Annotated in this window: 21 protein-coding genes; 12 read left to right on the top strand and 9 right to left on the bottom strand. The window is 64.6% G+C overall.

The window, feature by feature from the left end; translation table 11 throughout:
• The first annotated feature begins 81 nt into the window (after positions 1-81).
• The 4 genes from ACOJSI_RS12035 (at position 82) to acnA (ending at position 6164) form a co-directional block, all read left to right on the top strand.
• Positions 82-1557 (top strand): circularly permuted type 2 ATP-grasp protein, encoded by a 1476-nt coding sequence (locus tag ACOJSI_RS12035; protein WP_420138528.1) that lies wholly within the window; start codon positions 82-84, stop codon positions 1555-1557.
• Entirely contained in the window at positions 1558-2493 is a 936-nt protein-coding gene (locus ACOJSI_RS12030) for an alpha-E domain-containing protein (protein WP_420138527.1), read from the top strand.
• 23 nt (positions 2494-2516) lie between these two features.
• Positions 2517-3329: a transglutaminase family protein gene (locus ACOJSI_RS12025; RefSeq protein ID WP_420138526.1), complete on the top strand. Its 813-nt coding sequence runs from the start codon at positions 2517-2519 to the stop codon at positions 3327-3329.
• A 150-nt stretch (positions 3330-3479) separates the two neighbouring features.
• A complete protein-coding gene (gene acnA / locus ACOJSI_RS12020; RefSeq protein WP_420138525.1) occupies positions 3480-6164 on the top strand; it encodes an aconitate hydratase AcnA in 2685 nt (894 codons plus the stop codon).
• Positions 6165-6565: 401 nt separating this feature from the next.
• On the opposite strand, the gene ACOJSI_RS12015 is transcribed toward acnA, so the two are convergent.
• Positions 6566-7300 carry a YgfZ/GcvT domain-containing protein gene (locus ACOJSI_RS12015; RefSeq protein ID WP_420138524.1) on the bottom strand — a complete coding sequence of 245 codons (735 nt, stop codon included), beginning with the start codon at positions 7298-7300 and terminating at the stop codon, positions 6566-6568.
• 28 nt (positions 7301-7328) lie between these two features.
• Between ACOJSI_RS12015 and ACOJSI_RS12010 the strand changes: the two genes are divergently transcribed.
• From ACOJSI_RS12010 to ACOJSI_RS12000, 3 genes are all read left to right on the top strand, one after another.
• The gene (locus ACOJSI_RS12010; protein WP_420138523.1) at positions 7329-8672 is read left to right on the top strand and encodes a dihydroorotase; all 1344 of its coding nucleotides are present in this window, start codon (positions 7329-7331) and stop codon (positions 8670-8672) included.
• 61 nt (positions 8673-8733) lie between these two features.
• Positions 8734-9009, top strand: a complete 276-nt coding sequence (locus tag ACOJSI_RS12005; protein WP_420138522.1) for a DUF3297 family protein — start codon at positions 8734-8736, stop codon at positions 9007-9009.
• Between the two features lie 264 nt (positions 9010-9273).
• On the top strand, positions 9274-10593 hold the full coding sequence (locus ACOJSI_RS12000) for a cystathionine gamma-synthase family protein (protein WP_420138521.1): 1320 nt from the start codon (positions 9274-9276) through the stop codon (positions 10591-10593).
• A 23-nt stretch (positions 10594-10616) separates the two neighbouring features.
• Here ACOJSI_RS12000 and ACOJSI_RS11995 read toward each other — a convergent pair whose 3' ends face one another.
• The gene (locus ACOJSI_RS11995) at positions 10617-12128 is read right to left on the bottom strand and encodes a glycosyltransferase family 39 protein (RefSeq protein WP_420138520.1); all 1512 of its coding nucleotides are present in this window, start codon (positions 12126-12128) and stop codon (positions 10617-10619) included.
• Positions 12129-12230: 102 nt separating this feature from the next.
• On the opposite strand from ACOJSI_RS11995, the gene ACOJSI_RS11990 reads away from it, so the two are divergent.
• Positions 12231-13841 carry a hypothetical protein gene (locus ACOJSI_RS11990; protein WP_420138519.1) on the top strand — a complete coding sequence of 537 codons (1611 nt, stop codon included), beginning with the start codon at positions 12231-12233 and terminating at the stop codon, positions 13839-13841.
• Here the strand turns inward: ACOJSI_RS11990 and ACOJSI_RS11985 are convergent.
• Genes ACOJSI_RS11985 through ACOJSI_RS11975 form a run of 3 tightly spaced genes read right to left on the bottom strand, consistent with a single transcriptional unit; the run spans position 13757 to position 15917 of the window.
• A complete protein-coding gene (locus ACOJSI_RS11985; protein ID WP_420138518.1) occupies positions 13757-14479 on the bottom strand; it encodes a class I SAM-dependent methyltransferase in 723 nt (240 codons plus the stop codon). The genes ACOJSI_RS11990 and ACOJSI_RS11985 overlap by 85 nt on opposite strands.
• Positions 14480-14502: 23 nt before the next feature.
• Positions 14503-15477, bottom strand: coding sequence for a glycosyltransferase family 2 protein (locus ACOJSI_RS11980; protein WP_420138517.1), 975 nt, complete (start codon positions 15475-15477; stop codon positions 14503-14505).
• 38 nt (positions 15478-15515) lie between these two features.
• Positions 15516-15917 carry a GtrA family protein gene (locus tag ACOJSI_RS11975; RefSeq protein WP_420138516.1) on the bottom strand — a complete coding sequence of 134 codons (402 nt, stop codon included), beginning with the start codon at positions 15915-15917 and terminating at the stop codon, positions 15516-15518.
• Between the two features lie 68 nt (positions 15918-15985).
• Between ACOJSI_RS11975 and ACOJSI_RS11970 the strand changes: the two genes are divergently transcribed.
• The 4 genes from ACOJSI_RS11970 (at position 15986) to ACOJSI_RS11955 (ending at position 23239) form a co-directional block, all read left to right on the top strand.
• A complete protein-coding gene (locus ACOJSI_RS11970; RefSeq protein WP_420138515.1) occupies positions 15986-17767 on the top strand; it encodes an AcrB/AcrD/AcrF family protein in 1782 nt (593 codons plus the stop codon).
• A gap of 75 nt (positions 17768-17842) precedes the next feature.
• On the top strand, positions 17843-18574 hold the full coding sequence (locus tag ACOJSI_RS11965) for a hypothetical protein (protein ID WP_420138514.1): 732 nt from the start codon (positions 17843-17845) through the stop codon (positions 18572-18574).
• Positions 18571-20832, top strand: coding sequence for a hypothetical protein (locus ACOJSI_RS11960; RefSeq protein ID WP_420138513.1), 2262 nt, complete (start codon positions 18571-18573; stop codon positions 20830-20832). Before ACOJSI_RS11965 ends, ACOJSI_RS11960 begins: the two co-directional genes overlap by 4 nt.
• A 139-nt stretch (positions 20833-20971) precedes the next feature.
• On the top strand, positions 20972-23239 hold the full coding sequence (locus tag ACOJSI_RS11955; protein WP_420138512.1) for a hypothetical protein: 2268 nt from the start codon (positions 20972-20974) through the stop codon (positions 23237-23239).
• A gap of 12 nt (positions 23240-23251) precedes the next feature.
• Here the strand turns inward: ACOJSI_RS11955 and ACOJSI_RS11950 are convergent, their stop codons facing one another.
• The 4 genes from ACOJSI_RS11950 to ACOJSI_RS11935 all read right to left on the bottom strand — a co-directional run bounded on the left by ACOJSI_RS11950 (position 23252) and on the right by ACOJSI_RS11935 (position 26354).
• Positions 23252-24364: a rhomboid family intramembrane serine protease gene (locus tag ACOJSI_RS11950; RefSeq protein ID WP_420138511.1), complete on the bottom strand. Its 1113-nt coding sequence runs from the start codon at positions 24362-24364 to the stop codon at positions 23252-23254.
• Positions 24365-24506: 142 nt separating this feature from the next.
• Positions 24507-25142, bottom strand: a complete 636-nt coding sequence (locus ACOJSI_RS11945) for a MarC family protein (RefSeq protein WP_420138620.1) — start codon at positions 25140-25142, stop codon at positions 24507-24509.
• 25 nt (positions 25143-25167) lie between these two features.
• The gene (gene folD / locus ACOJSI_RS11940; RefSeq protein ID WP_420138510.1) at positions 25168-26058 is read right to left on the bottom strand and encodes a bifunctional methylenetetrahydrofolate dehydrogenase/methenyltetrahydrofolate cyclohydrolase FolD; all 891 of its coding nucleotides are present in this window, start codon (positions 26056-26058) and stop codon (positions 25168-25170) included.
• Positions 26055-26354, bottom strand: a complete 300-nt coding sequence (locus tag ACOJSI_RS11935) for a YggT family protein (RefSeq protein ID WP_420138509.1) — start codon at positions 26352-26354, stop codon at positions 26055-26057. The genes folD and ACOJSI_RS11935 overlap by 4 nt, the downstream gene beginning before the upstream one ends.
• Positions 26355-26372: the final 18 nt, after the last annotated feature.

Below are 26372 nucleotides of genomic sequence, written 5' to 3'. Positions count from 1 at the left end.
GTGGGCCGGATACACTACCTCTTGTGCATTGCAGCGAACAGCGGCAGTCTGCACCAGCCGAACACGTTTACCAGGAGCGGGATGCGCGACGCCTTCGATGAAGTGTGGGGAACTGGCGGCGATCGTACCGGTCGGCCGGGATTCACCGAACTGGCCAGCTGGATCGACAATACGCCGCTGCAGGAACTGGATCGGCGCCAGAAGGCGGCGGAGGCGGCGTTCCGACAATTAGGCATCACTTTCGCCGTCTACGGGGAGGAAGAAAGTGCCGAGCGCATCATCCCGTTCGATATCGTGCCGCGGATCTTCACCCACAATGAATGGGAGCGATTGAAGGAAGGCTTGGTCCAGCGGGTCGAGGCGATCAATGCCTTCCTGACCGATGTTTATGGGCGGCAACGGATCATCGCCGATGGCGTCGTGCCGGCCGAACTGGTGCTGGCCAATCCGCAATTTCGTGGCTTCCTCCACGGCCAAAAGCCGCCGCACGGCGTATTCGCCCATATTTGCGGGATCGATCTGGTGCGCACCGGCCCGGACGATTTCTTCGTGCTGGAGGATAATGCCCGCACGCCCTCCGGCGTGTCGTACATGCTCGAAAATCGGGAGGCGATGCTGCGCCTCTGTCCCGAACTCTTCCGTCGCTTTCCGGTATGCCCGGTCGATCGGTACCCGGATCAACTGCGTGATACGCTTCGCTCGGTGGCGCCCCGCGGCAGCGCGTCGGAGCCGGTGTGCGTGTTGTTGACGCCCGGCCATTATAACTCCGCCTTCTACGAGCATAGCTTCCTGGCGGATTCGATGGGCATCGAACTGGTCGAGGCGGCCGATCTTGAGGTCGATGATGACGTTGTGTGGATGCGCACGATCGATGGACGCGTGCGTGTCGACGTCATCTACCGGCGTATCGATGACGATTATATCGATCCGCTCGTCTTCCGACCGGATTCGCTGCTTGGCGTTCCCGGGCTGATCGCGGCCTATCGCGCGGGCAACGTGGCGTTGGTCAACGCCCCCGGCACCGGCATCGCCGACGACAAGGCGATTTATTCCTACATGCCGGAGATCGTAAAATATTATTCCGGCGAGGATGCCAAGCTTCCGAACGTGGAGACCTATCGCTGCCGCGAGCCCGAGGCGCTTCAGTACGTGCTCGACAATCTCGAGCAACTGGTCGTGAAGCTGGTCGATGGATCCGGCGGTTATGGCATGCTGGTCGGGCCGACGGCGAGCAACAAGCAGATCGAGGATTTCCGCGCCGCGCTGATTGCCGAGCCGCAGCGTTATATCGCGCAGCCGACGCTCGCTTTGTCCACGGTGCCGACGCTCACCGAACATGGCGTCGCGCCGCGCCACGTGGATTTCCGTCCGTTCGTGCTGACCGGAGCCGAAGGCGTGCACATCGTGCCCGGCGGCCTGACGCGCGTCGCGCTGATCGAAGGATCGCTGGTGGTGAATTCCAGCCAGGGCGGCGGCACCAAGGACAGTCTGATCCTGTCCGACGTGACGCAATATCAATCGCAAGGCCCGGACGGGCAGACGCAGCGGCAGGGTTAGATGCTCAGTCGCACCGCAGCCCAGCTCTACTGGATCGGCCGCTATGTGGAGCGGGCCGAATTTACCGCGCGCCTACTGGAGGCGACGCTTCGGCTCGACGCTCTGTCGCCGCGGCCGGCGGGTAGGGCGGCGTGGGAGAGCGCCTTGCTCGTCACCGCCTGCGAGCTGGGCTTTGCCGCAACGGGGCGTGCCGTCGATCCCGAAGCCGTTGCGGGCTATTTGACGCTTTCGCCCGACAATCCCAGCTCGATCCGCTCCTGCCTCGATTTCGCGCGGTCGAACGCGAAATCGGTCCGTACCGCGCTGACGCGCGATGCCTGGGAGGCGATCAACCGCGCGTGGCTGGGGCTGCGCGGTCTCGCCACCACGGGCGGCTATGAAGAAACCCTTGCGCTGACCGCGATGATCCGAGCGGAAACGCGCGGCTTCGAAGGCGCGCTGCACCACATGCTGCGCAACGAGGCCTATCATTTCATCGGCCTGGGCGCCGCGATCGAGCGGGCCGACAATACGGCGCGGCTGATCGACGTAAAATATCATCTTCTGCTGCCGGTGGGTGAGAAGGTCGGCGGCGTCATCGATCGCGATCAATGGACGACGATCCTCCACACGGTATCGGCGAATACCGCCTATCGGTGGCTCTATCGCGAGGGCCTCAAGCCATGGCTGGTGGCGGATATGCTGATCCTGCGGAGCGAGGTGCCCCGCAGCCTCGCCGGTGCGATTGATGAGGTGGTCCAGCACCTCGCCATCATCGGCAAGCGGCGCGGGCGTCAGGGTGAGGCCGACCGGCTGGCGCGCCGCTGCCAGACGACGTTGAGCCGTACCAGCATCGATGCCGTATTCGGTCAGGGCCTCCACGAATATCTGGAAGCCTTTGTCGTCGAGGCCAGCCAGATCGATCGCGCGATCGGCCAACAATTTCGCTTCGCGTGACGATCCGGTAGGGCAGGTCGATCATGCGCCTTTTTGTTTCCCATCGCACGGAATACCGCTTCTCCGAGCCGCAGAAGCGGCTCGTCCAATTGCTGCGGTTGACCCCCGGCAATCATGCCGGCCAGAGCGTCGTGTCCTGGTCGATCGACGTCGATCGCGACGCGCGGCTGAAGCCCGCGCGCGACGGCTATGGCAACGAAACGACCATGCTCTACGTCGATGGGCCGCTGGACCATATTACGATATCCGTGTCGGGCGAGGTGCTGACGGAGGACCGCGCGGGCCTGCTGGATGCCGCGGCCGAACCGTTGCCGCCGCTCCATTTCATGCAGGCTACGCCGCTTACGCGTGCCGACGCGAGGCTGCAGGGCTATGTGGCCGGGCTGGAATTGCCGGCCGATCCGTTGGCCGGCGCACATTTGCTGGCCGAGCGCATCCACGATTATCTGATGCTCGAAGATCCGCAGGTTGGGGGCGATCACAGCGCCGCCGCGGCTCTGGCCAGCCGTCGCGCCGATGCGCAGGCGGCAGCCCATCTGCTGATCGCGGCCGCCCGCCTGTCGGGCTATCCTGCGCGCTATGTCGCCGGCCACCTGTACCGACCCTATCAAGCGGAAGGGAATGCCGCCCACGGCTGGGCCGAACTCTATGTCGAGGGCTATGGCTGGATCGGCTTCGACGCGCATGAGGGTCGTTGCCCGACCGAATCCTATGTGCGTGTCGCGGTGGGATTGGACCATGGCCAGGCGGCACCGATCTCCGGCGCACGAATCGGGGGCGGCGGCGAAGAGTTAACGGTAAACGTCCACGTCGGGCCCGAGCCGGCACCCCAATAGCCGATCCGCTGCCGCGGCCTGCCATTTCCCGAGCTTTTAGCCGGTGTTTGGGGCTAAGTCGGCCGTCGGGGCCGCCAAACGCCTTCCCCCACCCCCTCCAGCTTGCTAGTGCGCCCGCCACACACCGCATCGCAGCAAGGGACCCTGCCCATGACCGCCGTCGGCCACGACACGCTTAACACTCGTTCGACGCTCGACGTCGGCGGCCGCAAGTTCGATTATTATTCGCTCGCCAAGGCAGCCGAGACGATCGGCGACATTTCGCGCCTACCCTTCTCGATGAAGGTGCTGCTGGAAAATCTGCTGCGGTTCGAGGATGGGCAGACGGTCACGGCCGACGATCTGAAGGCGATGGTCCAGTGGCTGGTCGATCGCTCGTCGGAACGCGAAATCCAATATCGTCCTGCCCGCGTGCTGATGCAGGATTTCACGGGCGTGCCCTGCGTTGTCGATCTGGCGGCGATGCGTGATGCGATCACCAAGCTCGGCGGCGACGCGCAGAAGATCAACCCGTTGGTGCCCGTCCATCTCGTCATCGATCACTCCGTGATGGTCGACGAGTTCGGAACGCCCAAGTCGTTCGAGCAGAATGTCGAGATCGAATATCAGCGCAACATGGAGCGCTATGAGTTCCTGCGCTGGGGGTCGAAGGCGCTCGACAATTTCAAGGTCGTGCCGCCCGGCACCGGCATCTGCCACCAGGTCAATCTGGAGCATATCGCGCAGACGGTCTGGGTCTCCAAGGGCGCCGACGGCGCGGATATCGCCTATCCCGACACGTGCGTCGGCACCGACAGCCACACCACGATGGTCAATGGCCTGGGCGTGCTCGGCTGGGGCGTGGGCGGGATCGAGGCGGAAGCCGCGATGCTCGGCCAGCCGGTCTCCATGCTTATCCCCGAAGTGGTCGGCTTCAAGCTGACCGGCACGTTGGCCGAGGGCATCACCGCCACCGATTTGGTGCTGACGGTCACGCAGATGCTGCGCCAGAAGGGCGTGGTCGGCCGCTTCGTCGAATTCTACGGTTCGGGTCTCGACGCGCTGAGCCTCGCCGATCGCGCGACCATCGCCAACATGGCGCCGGAATATGGCGCGACCTGCGGCTTCTTCCCGGTCGATCAGGCGACGATCAACTATCTGCGCCTCACCGGCCGCGACGAGAGCCAGATCGAACTGGTCGAGGCCTATGCCAAGGCGCAGGGCATGTGGCGCGATGCCAACCTGCCCGATCCGGTCTTCACCGAGACGCTCGCGCTTGACATGTCGACCGTGCAGCCCAGCCTCGCCGGCCCGAAGCGCCCGCAGGACAAGGTGCTGCTCAGCAACGTCGACGAGAATTTCAATAACGAGCTCGTCAAAGGCTATAAGAAGACGGGTGAGAGCGATAGCCGCGTACCCGTCCAGGACGGCGACTTCGACGTCGGCCATGGCGACGTGGTCATCGCGGCGATCACCAGCTGCACCAACACGTCCAATCCCAACGTGCTGGTGGCGGCCGGGCTTGTGGCGCGCAAGTCGCTCGCGCTCGTCCTGAAGCCCAAGCCCTGGGTCAAGACCAGCTTGGCGCCCGGCAGCCAGGTGGTCACCGACTATCTCGACAAGGCCAAGCTCAGCGACGATCTCGACGCGATCGGCTTCAATCTCGTCGGCTATGGCTGCACCACCTGCATCGGCAATTCCGGCCCATTGCCGGGCCCGATCAGCAAGGCGATCAACGAGAATGACCTTGTTGCCGCGTCCGTTCTGTCCGGAAACCGCAATTTCGAAGGGCGCGTGTCTCCCGACGTACGGGCGAACTTCCTCGCATCGCCGCCGCTGGTGGTCGCTTATGCGCTGAAGGGCACGGTGCGCGAGGACATCACCACCACGCCGATTGGCACGACCGAAGACGGCAAGGCGGTGATGCTGAAGGACATCTGGCCGACCAACCACGAAATCACCGACATCATCACCTCGGTGATCGACTCGGAAATGTACCGCACGCGCTACGCCAATGTGTTCGAAGGCGACCGCAAGTGGCGTGCGATCACGATCGAGGGATCGGATACCTATAGCTGGTCGGCAGGCTCGACCTATGTCCAGAACCCGCCTTACTTCGAAGGCATGACGATGACGCCGAAGCCGGTGGAAGACATCGTTGACGCGCGGCCGCTCGCCATCCTGGCGGATTCGATCACGACCGATCACATCTCCCCCGCGGGATCGATCAAGGCGGACAGCCCGGCGGGTCGCTATCTGAACGAGCATCAGGTCTCGAAGTCGGACTTCAATTCCTATGGCGCGCGGCGCGGCAACCACGAAGTGATGATGCGCGGCACCTTCGCAAACATTCGCATCCGCAACGAAATGGTGCCGGGCGTCGAAGGCGGCATGACCCGTTACGTGCCCACTGGCGAGACGCTCGCCATCTACGACGCCGCGCAGAAATATAAGGCGGACGGCACGCCGCTCGTGATCGTCGCCGGCAAGGAATATGGCACCGGCTCGTCGCGTGATTGGGCGGCCAAGGGCACCAACCTGCTGGGTGTGCGCGCGGTGATCGCCGAGAGCTTCGAGCGTATCCACCGCTCGAACCTGGTCGGCATGGGCGTGCTGCCGCTGCAATTCCTGGACGGCACCGATCGCAAGACGCTGGGCCTCGATGGCAGCGAACTTTTCTCGATCGACAATGTCGCCGGCCTGCGCCCGCGCCAGACGGTCACCGTGCGGATGAAGCGCACCGACGGCAGCGAAGAGACGTTCGAAGCCCGCTGCCGGATCGATACGGTCAACGAGCTGGATTACTTCCTCAACGGCGGCATCCTGCCCTACGTCCTGCGCAAGCTGGCGGCGTAAGGGCGCCGAAATCTGCTTCACCGTTCGTGTCGAGTAGGGTTCGAGCCTGCCGAGAACCCGTATCGAGACATCCCTCGATACGCCGTCTCGACAAGCTCGACGGCTACTCGGGACGAACGGCGGGGTCGGGTGCAGCGTGAGCGATCGCCCGCGCCAGCCACCTACCCCGTTCGTGTCGAGTAGGGTTCGAGCGTAGTCGAGAAGCCGTATCGAGACATGCTGCTCTACGCCCTGCGCAAGCTAGCGGCGTGGGCATCCTCGTCAACCGTTCGCCCCGAGCGAAGTCGAGGCTTTTCTCGGCTGCGCTCGAAGAAGGGTCTCGATTTCATGCCGGCGGCATGAAGTTTATCCTGCGCGCCTGCCTTGCAGGCAGTCGAAGGGCTCGACCCGAACGGAAAATATTAAGCTTGTGAGGCCGAACTGACCGCCGCCGCCAGCCAATCCGGCACGATCACCCCGTCATCCCCCGCCGCGATCCGATCGATCTGCACACGCCGCACGGCAAGCCCCAGCTCCGGATAATAAGCATTCACCGCGTCGCCGGGATCCGCGTCCGTGCGCATTACCACCAACCGGCGATTGACCTTCTGGCGCCAGTTCATCCGCGCTGTATTCTCCTGCCCGACATAGCAGCCCTTGGAAAAGCTGACCCCGTTCAGCTCGATCGCATTGGCTTCCAGCCATAGAATCTTGTCGGAGCCGAGTTCCGCCACACCTTCGGTGACGCCCAAAGCAAGCCGGTGCGCACGCCATCCCTCCGCTGCATCGTCTGCCGGCCCTATCCACCGACGGCCAAGTGTCGCCAGTCGCGGATCGGGCACGCCTTCTTGCCCGTCCGGCGCCCAATGCACCGCCAGCGCTTCATCCACGGCGATCGTAATCGCCCGCCGCAACCGGTAGAGCGACAGACGCCTTGCAAGCGCCTCCGCTTGATCACGCTCGGAATCGATCAGCAGATCGTCACCGTCGTTCCAGATCAGGAAATCGAACAGGGCCTTGCCCTGCGCCGTCAGCAATCCAGCCCACGCCGGCAACGGGCCGGTCACGTCATTCGTCACCAAGCCCTGGAGGAAGCCGCGCACATCCTCCCCGGACAGGCGGATCAGGGCGCGGTCGGCAAGGGTGGTCGCGGTCATGGGAGCGAGGTAGGGATGCCATCGTCAGATGCCAACGGAGTCGCTTGTGGCCACCTATGATCTTCTCCTCACCAACGGTGTTGTCTGGACGCCGGGCGGCCCGGTAGAAACCTCCGTCGGCGTACGCGATGGCCGTATCGTTGCGATCGGTGAGACTGGTGATGCCGGCGAGACGATCGATTGCACCGGCCTGACCGTGCTGCCGGGCGTGATCGACAGCCAGGTCCACTTCCGCGAACCCGGGCTGGAGGCGAAGGAGGATCTGGAGAGCGGCAGTCGCGCCGCCGTCCTCGGCGGCGTGGTCGCCGTGTTCGAAATGCCGAACACCAAACCCAATACGGATAGCGAAGCCGCGATTCACGACAAGCTGGCGCGCGCCGAGGATCGCATGTGGTGCGACCATGCTTTCTATGTCGGCGCCACCAGCGCCAATGCCGAGCTGCTGGGCGAACTGGAGCGGTTGCCGGGGACGGCCGGCGTCAAGATCTTCATGGGGGCATCGACCGGCGACCTGCTGGTGTCGGAGGATTCCGAACTGGCGCGCGTGCTGGCCCATGGCCGCCGCCGCGTCGCCATTCATGCCGAGGATGAGCCGCGCATGCAGGCACGTCTGGGCGAACGGGTTGCCGGGGATCCCATGTCCCATCCGGTCTGGCGCGATGACGAGAGCGCGATGCTGGCGACGCAGCGCATCCTGCGCCTGGCACGGGCGGCACGCCGTCCGATCCACATCCTGCATGTCACCACGCCGGCGGAGCTGGAATATATTTCCCGCAACAAGGATATCGCCACCTGTGAGGTGACTCCGCAGCATCTCACGCTGGCCGGCGAAGATGCCTATCCGCGGCTCGGCACCTATGCCCAGATGAACCCGCCGATCCGCTCCGGCGCGCATCGCGATGGCTTGTGGCATTGGTTGAACCAGGGCGTGCCGGACGTGCTGGGTTCGGATCACGCGCCCCATACGAAGGAAGAGAAGGCGAAACCCTATCCGGACTCGCCCAGTGGCATGCCGGGGGTGCAGACGCTGCTGCCCCTGATGCTGAACCATGTCGCGCATGGGCGGCTTTCGCTTCAGCGGCTTGTGGAACTGACCTCCGCCGGGCCGCAGCGCGTGTTCGGCATGACGGCCAAGGGCCGGATCGCGGCCGGCTATGATGCCGATTTCACGCTGGTCGATCTCAAGGCGAAATGGACCATCGAGGATGATTGGTTGGCATCGCGCTGCGGCTGGTCGCCCTTCACCGGTATGGAAATCACGGGCAAGCCGGTGGCCACGATCATCCGCGGCCGCACCGTGATGCAGGACGGCGCCCTTGCCGCCAAGGCGATCGGCCGACCGATCCGGTTCGATTCGGCATCCTGGGAATGACTCGAACGCCGCTGCTGCGCCGGGATGACGGACGCCGCGGGGCCCGCTAAGAGGCGCCACCATGAACGACACCACCACCAACCCGACGCCGCCCGATCGCCTCTCGGTCGATCCTCGCAGTCCTCATTACGATCCCGATTCGCTGGGCCGTGGCGTGGGCATCATCTTCAACGGGCAGGAGCGCTTCAACGTCGAGGAATATTGCGTGAGTGAGGGCTGGGTGCGCCTGGCCATGGCCAAGACGCGCGATCGCAAAGGCAATCCGCTGACGATGAAGATGAACGGTGTTGTCGAGCCCTTCTTCCGCGACAGCGCGCCGGCATCGGAACAGCCCTGAACACCGCTCGTTAGTTTCCTGTAACATGGCCCCATCGGGGCCGGATTTCGGGAGACTGTCGATGGGTAAAGCTTTCATCCTGTGGCTGTTGGGTGTTCCGCTCGGCCTGGTCGTCGTCCTCTACTTCCTGTTCTTCCGGTAACGACAGCTCCGGGTTTGCCGACGCGCGATCCGCTGCTGTCATGACTTTGGAGCAGGTGGCGGGTAAACCGGTTTCATCGCTGATCGGCAACACCCTCTAATTGTCTGCAAAGGTCCAGTTCCTTGGCTAAAACGCCCCCTATCACCGAAGCCGAACTCTCGGCGGGTCAACCTCGCCCCCGTCCGCGCCATCAGGCGCTGGAGATTGGCGGCCGGGCGCTAAGCCCCTCGACGCTGATGATGGGGCATGGCTTCGATCCGGCTTTGTCGGAAGGATCGCTGAAGCCGCCTGTCTTCCTGACCTCAACCTATGTGTTCGAGAGCGCAGCGGCCGGTAAGCGCTTCTTCGAAGGGGTCACGGGCAAGCGGCCGGGCGGCGCCGAAGGGCTGGTCTATTCGCGCTTCAACGGGCCCAATCAGGAAATCCTGGAGGATCGCCTCGGTATCTGGGAAGGGGCCGAAGACGCGCTGACCTTCTCCTCCGGCATGTCGGCAATTGCGACCGTCTTGCTGGCGATGGTTCAGCCGGGCGATACGATCGTGCATTCGGCTCCGCTTTACGCCGCCACCGAAACGCTGATTGGTAAGATCCTCGGCAAGCTGGGCATCAAGTGGCTGGATTTCCCGGCAGGCGCGACCCGCGAAGAGATCGACGCGGTGATGGCCAAGGCCAAGGCCGGCGGCCGCGTGCCGCTCATCTATCTGGAAAGCCCGGCCAACCCCACCAACGCCCTGGTCGATATCGAGGCGGTCACGGCAGCGCGCGACGCGCTGTTCGAGGGCGAAAAGCCGGTGGTGGTGATCGACAATACCTTTCTCGGCCCGTTGTGGCAGCAGCCGCTGAAGCATGGCGCCGATATCGTCATCTACAGCCTCACCAAATATGCCGGTGGTCATAGCGATTTGGTCGCCGGCGGCGCGGTCGGATCGAAGGCGGCGCTGGCGCCGATCCGGCTGATGCGCAACACGATCGGCACGATCCTCGATCCGCATCCGGCCTGGATGCTGCTGCGCTCGCTGGAGACGCTGGAGCTGCGCATGAGCCGCGCGGGCGAAAATGCCGCGAAGGTCTGCGGCTGGCTGCGCGATCAGCCCAAGGTCGAACATGTCGGCTATCTCGGTTTCCTGGAAGAAGGATCGCGCCAGGCGGATATCTACAAACGCCATTGCTCAGGCGCGGGATCGACCTTTTCGCTGTATCTGAAGGGCGGCGAGGCCGAAGCCTTCCGCTTCCTCGATGCGCTCAAGATCGCCAAGCTTGCGGTCAGCCTGGGCGGCACCGAAACGCTCGCCAGCCATCCCGCCGGCATGACCCATCTCTCCGTCCCGCAGGAGCGTAAGGATGCGCTCGCCATCGGCGACAATCTCGTCCGCATTTCGATCGGTGTCGAGAACGCCGACGATCTTATCGCGGACTTCGAACAGGCGCTGGCAGCGATCTGACGCGAAGGCGCCGCGACAGCGGATTAGCGGGCGGCGTGCGTCGGAAGCTTGCGCAGCCCAACGATATCGATCGCGCCATCGCGCCAGTGCCGAACGATGGAGCGGCCGCGATGCAGTTCGTGGAGGAAGCGATCGTCCGGATCAAAGGTCGACGGTCCCAGCCGCAACAGCCAGATCGTCGGCACGGCTTGGGTTGCAGGCTCCTGGGCGACCGCGTGCAGCGTCGCCGGCGGCAGGACGGAGACGCCGCGCGTGCCGGTCGGATGCCAGCCGCCGCCCTGCTCGAGCGCCGGTACGTCGGTCGGGATCGCGCGGATCGGAAGCTGCCGACCCTTGTCGCGTAAAGCATAAGCCAGCGGCAATTTGCCCTCGTTGGGATAGGCGAAGACGACATCGCCCGGCTGGGCATGCTGCATCAGCCAATCGACCGTGCGATACCAGTTCGTCTCCGGCCCACGCATGCGGGACTGCACGTTACCTGCCAGCATCGATCCGCCCAGCAGGAGCGCCGCCGCAGCGCGCGCCCGCCAATAGGCACCGTCGGACGTTGCCCCGATCGCCAACAGCAGCAGCGCCGGCACGGCCACCGGGGTCATGATGCGAGTGATGAAGATCGGCGTGACCGTCAAAGACACCAGGATCGCACAGCAGACAGGCACCAGCGCCAATGTCGCCAGAACAGCTGCCAGCCGCCCGCCGCTGCGCCGTCGCGAAAGGGCGACGATCGCGCAGATGGCCAGGACAGGAGAGGCAAGGCCCGCCCATCCCGCCACGCCATAGAGGGTCATGATGCGGTCCAGCAGCAGCCGGTCCAATCTGAACTGCAGCCAAGTACTGGCGGTCCACGCCTGGGCCTGCGCGCGCAGGATGGCGAGGCCGGGCAGGTAGAGCATCGCGACCAGCATATGGCCCGCCACCAGCCAAGCCCAATCCGCCCGCGTCAGCCGGCGGCCGAACAGTGCGATCGCAAGCGCGATCGTCAGCGCCAATCCGAATAGCGGCCCCAGATTGTGAAGCCACAGCAGTGCCTCTTCCAGCAGCAGATAGCCGCCATAGCTGACGCACCCGATCGGCTGCTCGCGCTCGATCCGCCGCGCCAGCCGCAGCAGCAATGCCAGCGCGCCGGCATAGACCAGGATCATCAGCGGATAGGGCCGGACCTCACGCGCCATTTCAACGAGCGCCAGCGAAACGCAGGCAAAGGCGAGGGCGACGGCCTGTAGACGCCGCCGACGGCAATCGCCCCAGCCGATCCAGTACGCCGCTTCGCGTGCCGCCACGATCACGGCGGGCAGGGTAGCCAGGCTGGCGGAGAGGCCGAGCAGCCGCAGCGCCGGCATGCTGTCGCCAAACAGCGCCACCCAAAGATGAAGCAGGCTGTAATAGAAAGGCGGATGCGTCTCGTAGAGCGGCACGATCCGCCACAGGAAAGCCCAGTCGTGGCTGGCGGCATAGGCGCTATAGGCTTCGTCCAGCCACAAGGGGGCAGCGAAGATGTCCCAGCCCCGCAGCAGCAGCCCGAACGCCGCCAACACGCCAATTATGGACCAATATCTGCGTGCCCCCTGCATCCTGACGATGCTTAGGTCGTATACGGGCACTTGTCGCGCCGGCTGAGACCGCCATAAGGGAAGTTCATGTTCCGCTCAGCGCTTCCCGAAAACGAGACGCCTGCCGGTTGGTGGAACAGCTGGTGGTTCCTGGCTGCCTTGGTGCTGATTTCGGCACTTCCGCTGATCATTCCAGCTGTGCCGCCGCTCACCGATCTGCCCGAACATATGGGCCGCTATCGTATCCAGCTGTCCGATCCGGCGTCCCCGCTGCGGCGCGACTATTTCGATTTCCACTGGGCCTTCATCGCCAACCTCGGCGTCGACCTGCTGATCGTGCCGATGGCGGCCCTGTTCGGACTGGAACTGGGCGTCAAGTTGATCGTGATCGCCATCGTGATGCTGACCATCACCGGCATGTTGTGGATCGCCCATGAGGCCCATGGGCGGGTGCCGCCACCGGCGTTGTTCGCGCTCCCGCTGGCGTATAATTTCCCCCTTATCTGGGGCTTTGCGAACTTCCTCTTGTCGATGGCGCTGGCGCTGAATGCCTATGCGCTGTGGCTCCGGCTGGGACGGCAGCAAAGGTGGCGACTGCGCCACGCTCTGTTTGTGCCGATCGGCCTGATCCTGACGACGGCCCATATTTTCGGCTGGGCGGTTTTGTGCTTGCTCGCCTTCGGAGCAGAGGTGGTGCGCGAACGCGACGCGGGCCGCACGCTCATTCCCAGCCTGTGGCATGGCGGCTTGGCCTGTCTGTCGCTGGCGCCGCCGCTCTTGCTGCTGATCATATGGCGCAGTGGCGATGCGGGCGGCCAGAATGTCGACTGGTTCTATTGGCGCGCCAAATATGTCTATCTGATCTCCAGCCTGCGCAACAGCGTGATGTCGCTGGATATCGCCAACGTCTATCTTCTTTGGACCCTGATCGCGCTCGGGCTGGCGGGCCTGTGGGTCCGGATGAACCGTACGCTTGGCATTGCCGCGCTGATGCTGATCATCGCCTATGTGCTGCTTCCGCGCATTCTGCTCGGCTCGGCCTATGCCGACATGCGGCTTGCCCCTTATGTACTGTTGATCGCGGTCGTGGCGATCGCGATGCGGTCCCAAAGCCGGCGCTGGGCAGCCATGGTTGCAGGCATCGCCACCCTCATCTTCCTGGCCCGTATCGCGATCCTGACCGACAATTTTGCGCAGCATGAGGCCGCCAATCGCCGCCAGCTGGCCGCGCTCGACCATGTAAAGCCGGGCAGTCGCGTGTTCGTGCAGGTCTGGCTGCAATGTATCGGCCGGTGGGAGACCAGCCGCATGGATCATCTGGGCGCGATGGCGATTGTCCGGCGCGAGGCCTTCGCCAACGGCCAGTGGACCGATCCGGGTGCCCAGTTGGTACGGATCAAATATGCGCCGGCCAAGGGCTATGCGGAGGATCCGACCGAAATTCTGCGCCCGCATCGCTGCCGCGACCGGCGCACCAAGCCCTATCCGGAAGGTATCAACAACCTTCCGCATGACGCCTTCGATTATGTCTGGCTGATCGACATTCCGCGCGCGCGCTGGAACAGCTTTCCCGGCCTGGAACCCATCTGGACGGGTGGCCGATCCGGCATTCTCTATCGCGTGCTGCCGCCGGAATCGGGCTCCGCGACCAAGGCCAGCGACACGCCGACCGGCAACAACCCGCGGACCGCGGCATGACGTTCCGCCCCGAATAAGGCGGTCAACAGCCGGTTGAGCGGCTTGGCGGGAACGCGATCGTCGTCGCCGCCGGTACGGCCAAGCAGGCGGTTGACCAACCGGACGCCGACGATCGCCGGCAGCATCAGACTGTTGAACGCGGCCCGGTGCAGCCGCCGAAAGCCGGCGGCGTGCACGGCCGCCTCAAGGGTCTTCGCGGTATAGCGGCGCTGGTGATGGTGGGCGACGTCATGGCCGCTCCACAAGGCCGGGATCGCCGGCACGGCGAGCAGCAACCGCCCGCCCGGCGCCAGCTTCGTCCGCAGCGCCGTCAGTGCGCCGACGTCGTCCGGAATATGTTCCAGCACGTCCAACAGCACGATCAGGTCATATGCGCCGTCTTCCAGCGGGACGTTCGGCAGATAGCCGCCCTTGATGGCCAGGCCGGTGCGCTGTGCCGCAAAAGCGCGAGCATGATCGTCGGGTTCGATCGCCTCGACCATGCCGAACTGTTGCAGCATCTCGATATTGGATCCCGTCCCGCAGCCGACCTCCAGGATCCGCATCGGCCCGGGCCGGGGGCGGAATCGTTCGATCAGGGCCGTCAGGATCTTGCGGCGGCCGACGAACCACCAATGGTGGCGATCAATTTCAGCCATGCGGTCGTAAACGTGACGTTCCATCAGCTCTGATCGCTCGTCGCGCCGATCCGCTCACGCACGACGTAGATGGGGCGCCGCTTGGTCTCGACCAGGATGCGCCCGACATATTCGCCCAGGATCCCGAGCGACAGCAATTGCACACCACCGAGGAACAGGACCGCGACCATCATCGAGGCATAGCCCGGAACATCGACGCCGTAGAGGATGACCCGGCCGATCAGCAAAAAAGCATAAAGCAGGGCGATCGCCGCCACGCCGAATCCGATGTAGGACCAGACGCGCAACGGCGCGGTGGAGGCGGATGTGAGACCATCGATCGCCAGCTTCCACAATTTGAGATAGTTGAATTTGGTGCTGCCGACGGTGCGCTCGGCCCGGTCATATTCCACCGCCGCCTGGCGGAAGCCACCCCAGGCGAACAGGCCCTTCATGAAGCGGTTGCGTTCGGGCATCGCCCGAATGACGTCGACGACCTTGCGGTCGAGCAGGCGGAAATCGCCGGCATGCTCCGGGATCTTGTCTTCGCTTAGCCAATTATGCGCACGGTAGTAGAGATCGGCGGTCAGGCGCTTGGGCAGGCTGTCGGTCATGCGATTGCGCCGCACGCCGAAGACGACCTCATGGCCCAGCCGCCATTCGTCCAGCATCGCGCCGATCACCTCCGGCGGATCCTGCAGGTCGACGTCGATCGGGACGACGGTCTGGCCGCGTACATGATCGAGCCCGGCCGACAGGGCTGCCTCCTTGCCGAAATTGCGGGACAGCGAGATGCCGACGACGCGGGGATCGGCGCGGTTGGCCGCCATGATCGCGGCCAGGGTGGCATCCGAACTGCCGTCGTCGACGAACAATATTTCCCATAGCACCGGCGCGCCGTGCGGATCGCGCAGCGCCTCCAGCACTCTGCCGACCCGCGCGACGAACGGCTGGATGGCGTCTTCCTCATCCTTGACCGGCACGATGACGGAGATGAGCGGAATGGCGTTGGGGTCCATGATCGCTTGTGGCGCGCTTGCGGGGGCAGAGGCAAGTTTCACCGAAAGACCCACCAACGATTGAGGACGAACAAGAGTGCGGGCGTTACAAACCATATTGGCACATACAGCGTCCAATGCGGGAGTTTTAGTGCCTCGGTAAGGAGCCATGCCCAAAAAGCATTGAGCGCCAGGCTTGGGAGCGATGCCAGGACGAAGCGAATCTTGCTCGCCCGGTCCCTTTTGCCATGATTGCGGAACGTGACCCGGCTGTGCAGCACGTAGCCCAGCGTCACCGCTGCCAGATATCCCGCGATATTGCAGATTTGCAGCGGCAAATGGCTCCAGCTGTCGAGCACCACCAGGACCGCCGAATAGAGTGCGGTGACGATGCCACCGTTCACGCCATAGCGCACGATCTGCCAAAACATCTCGCGCCGCTGATGCGCCACCGCGGTCATCCCGAAATACAGCCCTTTGCTCTTTCCCAACGGGCTCGTAGAGCGCCGCCAGCGGCGAGGGAAGTGTGGTGATCGGCGAAAACTGGGTTCGGGGCTTCGACAAGCCCGCACATTGGCGCCGCTGGTTCCTGCTCTTCTGGGCGGCGACGGCCGCCTATATGCTCTATTACAAGTGGAACGCGATCCACTGGTTCGCGCTGAGCGACACCGACGACAATCTGCGTTTCGCGCAGGTCCGTGCCCTGCTGGACGGGCAGGGCTGGTACGATTTGCGCCAGCACCGGATCGATCCGCCCAATGGGATCTCGGTCCATTGGTCGCGGCTGGTGGATCTGCCGATCGCCGGATTGATGCTGATCCTGCGACCCATCCTGGGCTGGCAGGATGCCGCGCGCTGGTCCTGCGCGATCGCGCCCATGCTCGCATTGGGTGCTGGCTTGTACGGTATGATGCTGACCGCGCGCCGCCTGGTGGACCGCTGGGCATTTCTACTGGCGGGTGCGATCCTGGTGTGCGCCAATACCACCATGCTGATGTGGATGCCGTTGCGCATCGATCATCATGGCTGGCAGCTGGCCAGCCTGATCGTGACCGTTGCCGGCATGGCCGATCGGCGCAAGCTGCGCGGTGGTCTCACCGCTGGCCTCGCGACCGCCTTCTCGCTCACGATCGGGCTGGAATTGCTGCCCTATCTCGCGGTGGCGGGCGCCCTGATCGTGTTGTGGTGGGTGATCGAGCAGGATCAGGCCGATCGCCTGCGCGGCTATGGGCTCAGCCTCGCTGCCGGCGCGGCGTTCGGCTATGCCGTGTTCGCATCCTACGACAACCGCCAGCTGCTGTGCGATGCGCTCACGCCCGTTTATCTGTCGACCTTGCTGGTTACCGGCGGGTTGGCCGTGGCATTCGGGTCGTTGCCCTTCCGGCAGCGCTGGCTGCGGATCCTCGCGGCGCTGGTGGGTGGCGCGGCCATCTGCGGGGGCTTCGCACTGGCCTTCCCGCAATGCCTCGGCCGTCCTGAAAACCTCTCGCCCGAACTCTACAAATTGTGGTTCAGCCACATCAAGGAGGCCAAGCCGCTCTATCAGCATGGCTGGCGCATCGCTTTCCCCACGCTGACGCTGTCCGTCATCGGCGTCCTTGGCTCGGCCTGGGCCTTCTGGCGTGCGCGCGGCACGGACAAGGCGATTCCCTGGGCGCTCGTCGCCTTGCTCTCGCTCTTCTCGGCCTTGCTGCTCTTCTGGCAGACGCGCGCTGGACCGGGCTCGCAGATGCTTGGTACGATTGGCGCGACCGCGCTGGGATGGCATATGCTGCGCTGGACGCTGGTGCATCGCAACCTTCTGGTGCGCGTGTTCGGATCGGTCGCCGTCTTCCTGTTCGTGTCCGGTTCGTTCGCCGGCATCATCGTGCAGAACATACCCCAGCAGCGCCCGGCCTATCGCAAACGCGTCGACGCGGCCAACCGGCGCTGCCCGACCTTGCCCGCGCTTCGTCCCATCGGGGCGCTCCCGCCCGCGACCATCCTGACCTTCATCGATCTTGGTCCGCGCCTGATCGCCACGACCCGCCACAGCGCCATTGCCGGCCCCTATCACCGTAATGGCGGCGACATCCTGGATATCCAGCACAGCTTCCGCGCCACCGATCCGGAAGTCGCGCATGAGGTGATGCGCCGGCATGGCGCCAGCCTGCTGCTGATCTGCCCTGGCCTGTCGGAATCCACCGTCTACGGCAGCGAGGCGCCTAAGGGCTTCTACGTCCAACTGGTGAAGGGCCAGATCCCGAAATGGCTGGCCCCCGTGACTCTGCCGAAGGATTCGCCCTACCGGCTGTGGCGGCGGATCGATTAGCGCAGGAAGTTCAGACGCCGTCCGCCGCATAACAATATCGCTTTGCGTAAGGGCAGAGCAGGATAAGCTGTTGCCGTGCGCGTCCTCCTGCTCATGTCGGTTCTGTTGATCGGCGGCTGCCGCGAGCAAAGCGCGACACCGCCCTCGCACCTGATCTTATGGGCGTGGGAGCGGCCAGAGGACCTCCGCTTCGCACCGGATACGGAGATCGCGGTCCAGACCGGCTTCATCGGTCTGTCGGGGGAAAAGCTACAGGCACGCGGTCGTTACTTCCCGCTCAAAAGCGCGAGGCCGCCCCAAACCGCCGTGGTGCACGTACAGATTGATCACGCCATACCGCTGCGCTGGGACCCGGAACTGCGTGCCAAGCTCGCCGCCGCCGTGCGTCACTATGCAACGGTGATACCAACGCCCCGCGTCCAGCTCGACTTCGAGGTTCGCCAGTCGGAGCGGCAGGTATTGCTGGATACGCTGACCGATTTGCGCCGGGCGCTCCCCGCATCGACGACGCTGTCGATGACCGCGCTCACGTCCTGGTGCATGTCGGAAAATTGGCTGGAGAAGGCGCCGGTCGACGAGATCGTGCCCATGCTGTTCCGCATGCAGGACGATGGACCCGCGATCCTGAAGAGACTGGCGGCGGGGGGCGATTTCCGTAATCCTCGCTGCCGCACCGCTCTAGCGATCTCGAGCGACTCACCCGTGTCGCGGGCGCCGCGCGGACGGCGCGTATACCTCTTCAGTCCACAGAGCTGGAAGGCAGGCTCGTTTGATACGGTGCGGCGAGAGGTGGAGGCGTGGCAATGATGCGGCTGGCGGCTTCGCTCATGACATTCGTCCTGCTCGCGCTGGCCGCGCTACCGGCAAACGCGTCGGGTCCCGATCCGCTTCCGTACAGCTTCATCCATAATCGGGGCGGTGAAGCAGCGGATCGCGCCCGTCTCTATCGGGGCCATATGGGCGTGCTGCTGCCGACGGGGTCGGACGCACGCCTCTATCTGCAGTGGCGGCTCATGAACGGCCTCGACGTCGATCCCGCTGTTGCGGACACGCTCAATCGGCGCTGCTGCGCCAGCGGGGGCTGGCCGGATTCAGGGGACAGCATCGACAAATGGCTCAGCGCGGTAGGCCAAGTTACCGGGGTCAAACCGTCAGAAACCTGGATCGCCACGGATCGGCCCGGAACCGAATATGGCGAGGTAGAGAATTGCTTCGGCGACGCCTTTCTTAGCGCCGCCGCGACGCTGACGGAACGTGCCGCGCGCTATGGGCGGCGCAGCCCAGCCGTACGCGCATGGCTGGCGACCCAGAATGCGGTGTTCGCAGCGTGCAGCGATCCCAAGGCCACTTTGCCCGCCCCGCTCGCCAATGGGCCCAGGTGGCTGATGGCCGATCGCGCCTATCAGGAAGCGGCATTCGCGCTGTACCAGCTCCGCACGGAAGAAGCATTCCGTCGCTTCCGTGCCATTGCCGCCGATCCGACCTCGCCCTGGGCGCCGCGCGGTCTCTACCTAAGCGCACGGGTCATGTTTCATGCCGCCCTGCTCCACCGCTCGCCCCAGGCCTATGCCGCAGCCCGCGCGGGGATCGCCCCGCTGCAAGCCAAACCGGACGCTTACGGTTACGGCGAGGTCCGGCGCATGCTGCACGCGCTGGCCTTTCGGTATCGGCCTGCGGCCCTCTTCGCGAAGCTCGACCAGGAACTCAACGCGAAGGCGCCGGACGACGATCTCGCCCGAGGTTTGCGCGATTATGTCAATCTGTCGGAGCGGCTGCCCATGCGCCCCGATCTCGCCGACTGGTTGGAGACGCTCCACAATCAGAAGCGCGCGGTCGCACTTGTCCATGCAAGCCAGCGTTGGACGGCCACCCGCAAAGTCCACTGGCTCGTACTCGCCCTGACGCTGGTCAGGCCGGGCGATCCGCAGGCGGCCGGGCTCGCCGCGGCGGCGGCGCGCGTGCCGCGCAACAGTGCCGCCTGGACCACCGCGCAATATCACCTCGTCCGGCTGACCCTTGCCACCGCGGATCCGATCGCTTTGCGAAAGCGGGTCGATGCCATGCTCGCTTCGGATCTGTCCGGTACGGATCGCAACCTGTTCCTCGGCCTTCGCGCGCAGCTGGCGACCGGCCTTCCCGACATGATGCGGAACGCGGTCCGCCGTGTCTTTTGCCCTGATTATTCGGACACCTGCCCCGCCAACAGAAGGTTTGATCACGATCCCTCGTTGGTGACCCGACCGCCGGGAAACCACTATGTCGCCTTGGGGTCGGAGACGAAGGCGATCCTCGATCGCTTGCCATTGCGCAGCCGGATGGCAGCCGGCGCAGGTATGGCACCCCAGTTCCGGCTGGATGTGGCCCTCACCAATTTTGGACGCGCCGTCCAGCTTCAGGACAATGTCGCGATCGATCGGCTCGCGGCCGATCTGGCGGTGCTGCTTCCTGCCATCCGTCAGGATTGGCTGACGGTCCGGAATACGCGGCCAGGGCCGGCAAAGCTTTTCGCGGAATTCTTCATTCTCGCCAAGATCCCGGGAATGTCCCCTGATTTTGCCGGTTATACCCGCCCAGAAGGCGTTGTGCGTAAATGGCAGGGCGGCTGGTGGGACTGGATGATCTTGCCGCGAACCAGGGCGGTGCCGGCCGCGCCGCCGGGCGAAGACCAATATAATCTTTGGGAATCGGGCATCAGTCCCGACATGGGCCATCCCGACATCATCTGCGGCGCCTTTTGCGGGCTCAGCGGTTTCCCGCTGCACCTGCCCGGTTTTGCAATGGCGGTGCAGCCGCAGGCGCGTCTCGAACGTGCTCGCTTGCTGTTCTATACGGACGATACCAAGACCAGGCTGCCGTTGGGTGCCGTATCCGCCTGGACCTATTTACTGGATTATGCCCGCGCTCATCCGCGCGACCCACGCGCACCAGAAGCATGCTATTGGCTGATACGAATTGCGCGCTGGGGCCATGCCCACGATCGGGTGGGCTATAAGGCGTTCAAGCTGCTTCACGGCGCGCACCGTCATTCGGTCTGGGCAAAGCGCTCGCCTTTTTACTTCGACTGAGCTTGCACAAAGAGGCTGGTGGCGGGCCGCGATTTCCGCAATCCTCGCCGCCGCGCTGCCCTCGTGGTCTCCGACCGCCGGTGACGCGTCTATCTCTTCGGTTCACAATCGTGTGTCAGGCGTGGGACGTAGTGGAGGCATGGCGGTGAAGCGTCTGGCGATCGCTCTCCTCACGACAATCGTTGCTTCATTATTGGCGACACAACCGGTCCGCGCTTCGGGCGCGGATTTTGGTCCCTACAGCTTTATCGACCGTCACGGCGGCAGTCCGGAGGAGCAAGCCCGGCTCTATCGGGGGAAAATGGGCATGTTCCTGCCCGCCGCGTCAGACAGTCTCCTATATCTGCAATGGCGGCTGATGAACGGACTGGACGTCGGCCCTGTCGCAGGAGCGGCATTGAACGCCCCGTGCTGCGACATCGGCGACCCCAACAAGCCTTGGGACGATATGGTCGCGTGGACCGAGGCCATTCGCCTTGTGCCGGGTGCCGACACGTCCAAGACCTGGATCGCGACGGAATTGCCAGGGCCGGACTATACTCAGATCCCCAATTGCTTCCCCGACGCATTCAGCACGGCCGCGAGCACGCTGAAGGATCGGGCCGCGCGCTTTGGCGGCGCCAATCCCGCCGTGCGTGCGTGGCTGGCCACGCAGAATGCCGTATTCGCCGCGTGCAGCGATCCCAAGGCGGTCCTCCCCGCACCACTTGCCGATGCGCCACCCTGGCTCAAGGCCGACCGCGCGTATCAGGAAGCGGCGTTTGCGCTCTACAAAGGCCAGACGGAGGAAGCATCGCGTCGTTTTCAGGCGATTGCGCGCGACCCAGACTCTCCTTGGGCGTCGCGGGGTCTCTATCTCCGCGCGCGGACGCTCTATCGGGAGGCGCTCAGGCATCGCTCGCCGCAAGCCTATGCCGCCGCGCTAGCCGCGATCGTGCCGCTTCGCGCGCGCGCCGGCATGTATGGCCACAGCCAGGTCCATGGCATGGTGCGAGCCCTGGCCTATCGTTACCGTCCCGAGATTCTGTTCCGGAAGCTGGACGAAGAACTGAACGCCAAGACGCCGGTATTCGATATCGCGAAGGGCCTGCGCGACTATGTAAACCTGTCGGCCCGCCTTCCCGACCGGCCCGATCTTGCCGACTGGTTCGCTACCCTGCACGCGAATGATCGCGCGCCTGCGCTGGCACATGCTGCGGAGCGTTGGACCTCGACGCGCAAGCGCCATTGGCTCGTGCTGGCATTGACGCTGGTAAGAACGGGCGATCCTCAGGCAGGGGCACTTGCCGCCGCAGCCGCACAAATCCCCCGGACCAGTCCAGCGTGGACCACCGCGCAATATCATCAAATGCGACTGACGTTCGCCACCGCCGACCCGGCGGCGTTGCGCGCCCGTGTCGATGCAATGCTTGCATCGGATCTTACCGCGTCGGACCGCAACCTCTTCCTCGCAATGCGCACGCAGCTTGCCACGGATCTTCCCGATATGCTGCGCTTTGCCGTGCGTCGCGTCTTCTGTTCGGAAGATCCGCGCGACTGCCCGGACAGTACGAAAAGGATCTACGACACCGTTCTCGCCAGGGCCGGCTCGGACCGCCAGCCGGTCGCACTTGGACCTGAGAGCAAGGCCATACTCGACCGCCTGACGCTGCGCACCCGCATCAGCGCCGGCCGCCATGTGGCAGGCGCATTCCGCCTCGATCTGGCGCTGACCAATTTCGCGCGTGCGGTGCAATTGCAGGACAATGTCGCGATCGATCAGCTGGCAACGCAGCTTGCGGTTCTGCTGCCCGCGATCCGGCAGGACTGGCTCGCCGTCCGCCGCACGCCGCCCGGTCCGGCAAAACGCTTCGCCGAATTCTTCATTCTCGCCAAGATACCCGGAATGTCGCCCGATCTTCCCGGCTATCAGCGGCCGGAAGGTAGCGTGCGCGAGTGGCAAGGCGTGTGGCAGGACTGGATGATCCTGCCGCGCCCAGCGATAGCGCCGGTCGCCCCGCCCGATGCCGCGCAATATAATTTCTGGGTCGATGCAGCGTTCGACGATGCGCATCCCGATCTCGTATGCGGCAGCTTCTGCGGCGTTGGGGGCTTCCCCTTGCGCCTGCCCCGCTTCGCCGCGGACGAGCAGGCGCGCGCACGGGCGGAGCGCCAGCGGCTGATGCTCTACACCGCGCAGGACAAAGCGAATTTGCCGCCGGGCAGTATCTCCGTCTGGGCGTCATTGCTCGACTATGCCCGCGCGCATCCGCGCGACCCGCGGTCCTCCGAAGCACTCTACTGGCTGATCCGCATCGCTCATTGGGGCCACACGCATGATCGCGTCGGCTATCGCGCCTTCCGCTTGCTCCACACCGTGCATCCGCGCTCCGTCTGGACGAGGCGCTCCCCCTTTTACTTCGACTAGGCCATACCCGGATCAGAGCTGTGCTGCGTCGGCCAGCTTGGCTCGATCCCGCCTGTTCGGCAGGAAAAATGGGCCTATCAGCAGGCCGAACAGGAAGCCGCCCATATGCGCTTCCCAGGCAAGGCCACCGCCGGGTCCGACACTGAGGATCGAGAGGAGAACCCACAGGAACGCGTTGCTTTTGATCAAGTCCGACGCGAGCTTCCGCAGCTGCGGCGAGCCGAGCGGCAAGAGCGGCGCCTGGTCCGCCGGCGCTCGGATCAGCAACCCGATCACCCCATAAAGCGCGCCGGAGGCGCCGATCATCGGCACCGCTCCGGAAGGGTGAAAGAGGAGGTAGCAAACCGCACCGGCCAGCCCGCTGCACAGGAACAGCGACAGGAATCGCAACCAGTTTTGCGGGACCGTTCCCATCCGCACCATCAGCGGGCCGCCGAACGCCGCCAGCGCGACCATATTCAGCAGGAGATGTATCAGGTTGCCATGCGCGAACATGTGTAGGAGGACCGTCTGGAACCGCCCCTGCGCCAATGTCTGTGCAGACACGCCCCAACTTGCCATCCCGCGGCCGGGATGCGCCAGCCATGCCACGATACAGAAAGCGCCGATCAGAGCGCCCGGTCCGTGCGCCGTCCACGGCAGAGGGGTGGCCGGCTCCTCCTCATCCTCCGGTGCAGCATGATCCCTTAACGTCGCCTCCAGCCCATCCTCCTCCACAACCGCGAGGTCCAGCCAGAGGCGCTCGAGGACATTGTGCGGAGCGGTCACCGTCATGCCTTCCGGGTGCGGCACGAACGCGACATAGCAATGCGGCCACGGCTCCCACCCCGACCGGCCCGTCGCGCGCCAGCGCCCGTCCCAGTCGGAGCGGGCGTAGATGTTCTGCGCGCGCATCAAGGTCATCAGCCGGTCCGCCTGCCCAGCTGAAATGTCCACATGCGCAGGTCGCAACCTGTATTGATATACCCAAGCGAGCAAGGCGGGGACGAGCATGACCGGCCACCACACGCCGAAGAACGCCCAGAGCGCCATCAGAAACGCAAGACCGATCACGTTGAAGACAAGCTGGTAGGCACTGTAGACCGGCACCACATCACGCCACGCGCCGCCGCATGAACGGATCACCAATGGCTCGATAGCGGGCTCCACCGCGTCTTTGTGTGCCGCCCTGGCGCCCTTGGCAATCGCGGGCAGCGGTGCGCGTCCGAGGCGGATCGCCCGGTACCGGGCAAAACACGCTATTCCTCCGTGAACGCGCCGGTGCCGTTCAGGCGAAGCTCGCCTTCAATCCATCGATCACATATTGCGCCGCCAGCGCCGCCAGCAATACGCCTAGGATGCGCGTGATCATCGCTTCCAACTTATCACCGAGCACCCGCATGATCGCGCCCGCCGCCAGCAATGCGATCGCGCTGATGACCAACACGGCCGCAAGCGCGCTCAATACAATCGCCAATTGCAGACCATGATTATGTGCGGTGACAAGCATGACCGTGGCGATCGATCCCGGCCCGGCCAGCATCGGGATAGCCATGGGGAAGACCGAGATGTCGTCCGGCTCGGTCAGCGCCTCCTGCGCGCGGTGCCGATTGATTTCCTCCGCGCGCTCCTCGCGCCGTTCGGTACGCTTCTCGAACACCATTTCCAGTGCGATCAGAAACACCATGATCCCGCCGGCGACGCGGAACGCATCGAGGCTGATGCCAAGCGTCTTGAGCAGCGGTTCGCCCACCAACGCGAACAGGATCAGCACGACGGCTGCGAGCCCGACCGAGCGCAATGCCATCGACTTGCGATAGGAATTGCTGCCGCCGCGCGTCAGGCTGGCGAAGATCGGCGCACAGCCCGGCGGATCGATGACCACGAAGAAGGTCACGAAGGCTGAGAGGAAGAGCGAGATCACGGCCGCACCGCCGCGTCCGCCCGCATCATATCGCGTCTGGAGCGAGCGGCACGCCGGCATTGCGATGCGCGGCGACAAGCGTGTTACGCAACAGGACTGCGATCGTCATCGGGCCAACACCGCCGGGCACCGGGGTGATCGCACCGGCCACCTCCGCCGCTTCCGGAAAGGCGACATCGCCGACCAGCTTGGTCTTGCCTTCACCCGCATCGATCCGGTTGATGCCGACGTCGATCACCGCCGCGCCGGGCTTGATCCAGTCTGCCTTCACCATTTCTGGGCGGCCAACCGCGGCAACGACGATGTCGGCGCGGCGGACGATCGACGGCAGATCGCGTGTCCGCGAATGTGCGATCGTCACCGTGCAGCTTTGCCCCAGCAACAGCTGCGCCATCGGCTTGCCGACGATATTGGAACGGCCGATCACCACCGCCTCCTTGCCCGTCAGATCGCCCAGTTGCGTCTTGAGCAGCATCAGGCAGCCCAAGGGGGTGCAGGGCACGAAACCCGCCAGCCCGGTCGCAAGCCGGCCGGCATTGACCGGATGGAAGCCGTCCACATCCTTGTCCGGATCGATCGCGGCGATCACCGCATTCTCGTCAATCTGTTTGGGCAGCGGCAGCTGGACGAGGATGCCGTCGACGCTGTGATCGGCGTTCAGCGACCGGACGAGGTCCAGCAATTCGTCCTGCGTCGTCTCGGCCGGCAGGCGGATCGTGTCGCTCTTCATGCCTGCGGCTTCGGTCGCCACGCCCTTGGACCGGACGTAGACGGCGCTCGCCGGATCCTCGCCGACCAGGACAACCGTCAGGCCGGGCTTGCGGCCGGCTGCGGCAACGAAATCCGGGACCAGCGCCGCGATACGCGCGCGCAGGCTCTGGGCGGCGGCCTTGCCGTCGATGACGGTCGCGCTCACGAGGCGGCGGAGATGGCGATGGCGGGAAGGACGGTGCTCCGCAGGATCTGGATGAGCAGCAGAACCACCAGCGGCGAGAAGTCGAGCGCGCCGAAATCCGGCATGATCCGCCGGATCGGCGCATAGAGCGGCTCGGTGATCCGACTCAGCCCGTACAGCAGCTGTCGGACGAAATCATTGTGGGTATTGACCACGTTGAAGGCCACCAGCCACGACAGCACCGCCTGGATGATGATGATCCACATCAGGACGGTGAGCAGCAGCGAGATGATCTGGACGAGCGTGAGTATCAGCATGTCACTGTCCTAGCCGAG

This window comes from Sphingomonas sp., from assembly GCF_048595155.1.
Taxonomy (GTDB): Bacteria; Pseudomonadota; Alphaproteobacteria; order Sphingomonadales; family Sphingomonadaceae; genus Sphingomonas_I.
This window is presented reverse-complemented; position numbering and strand designations above follow the sequence as displayed.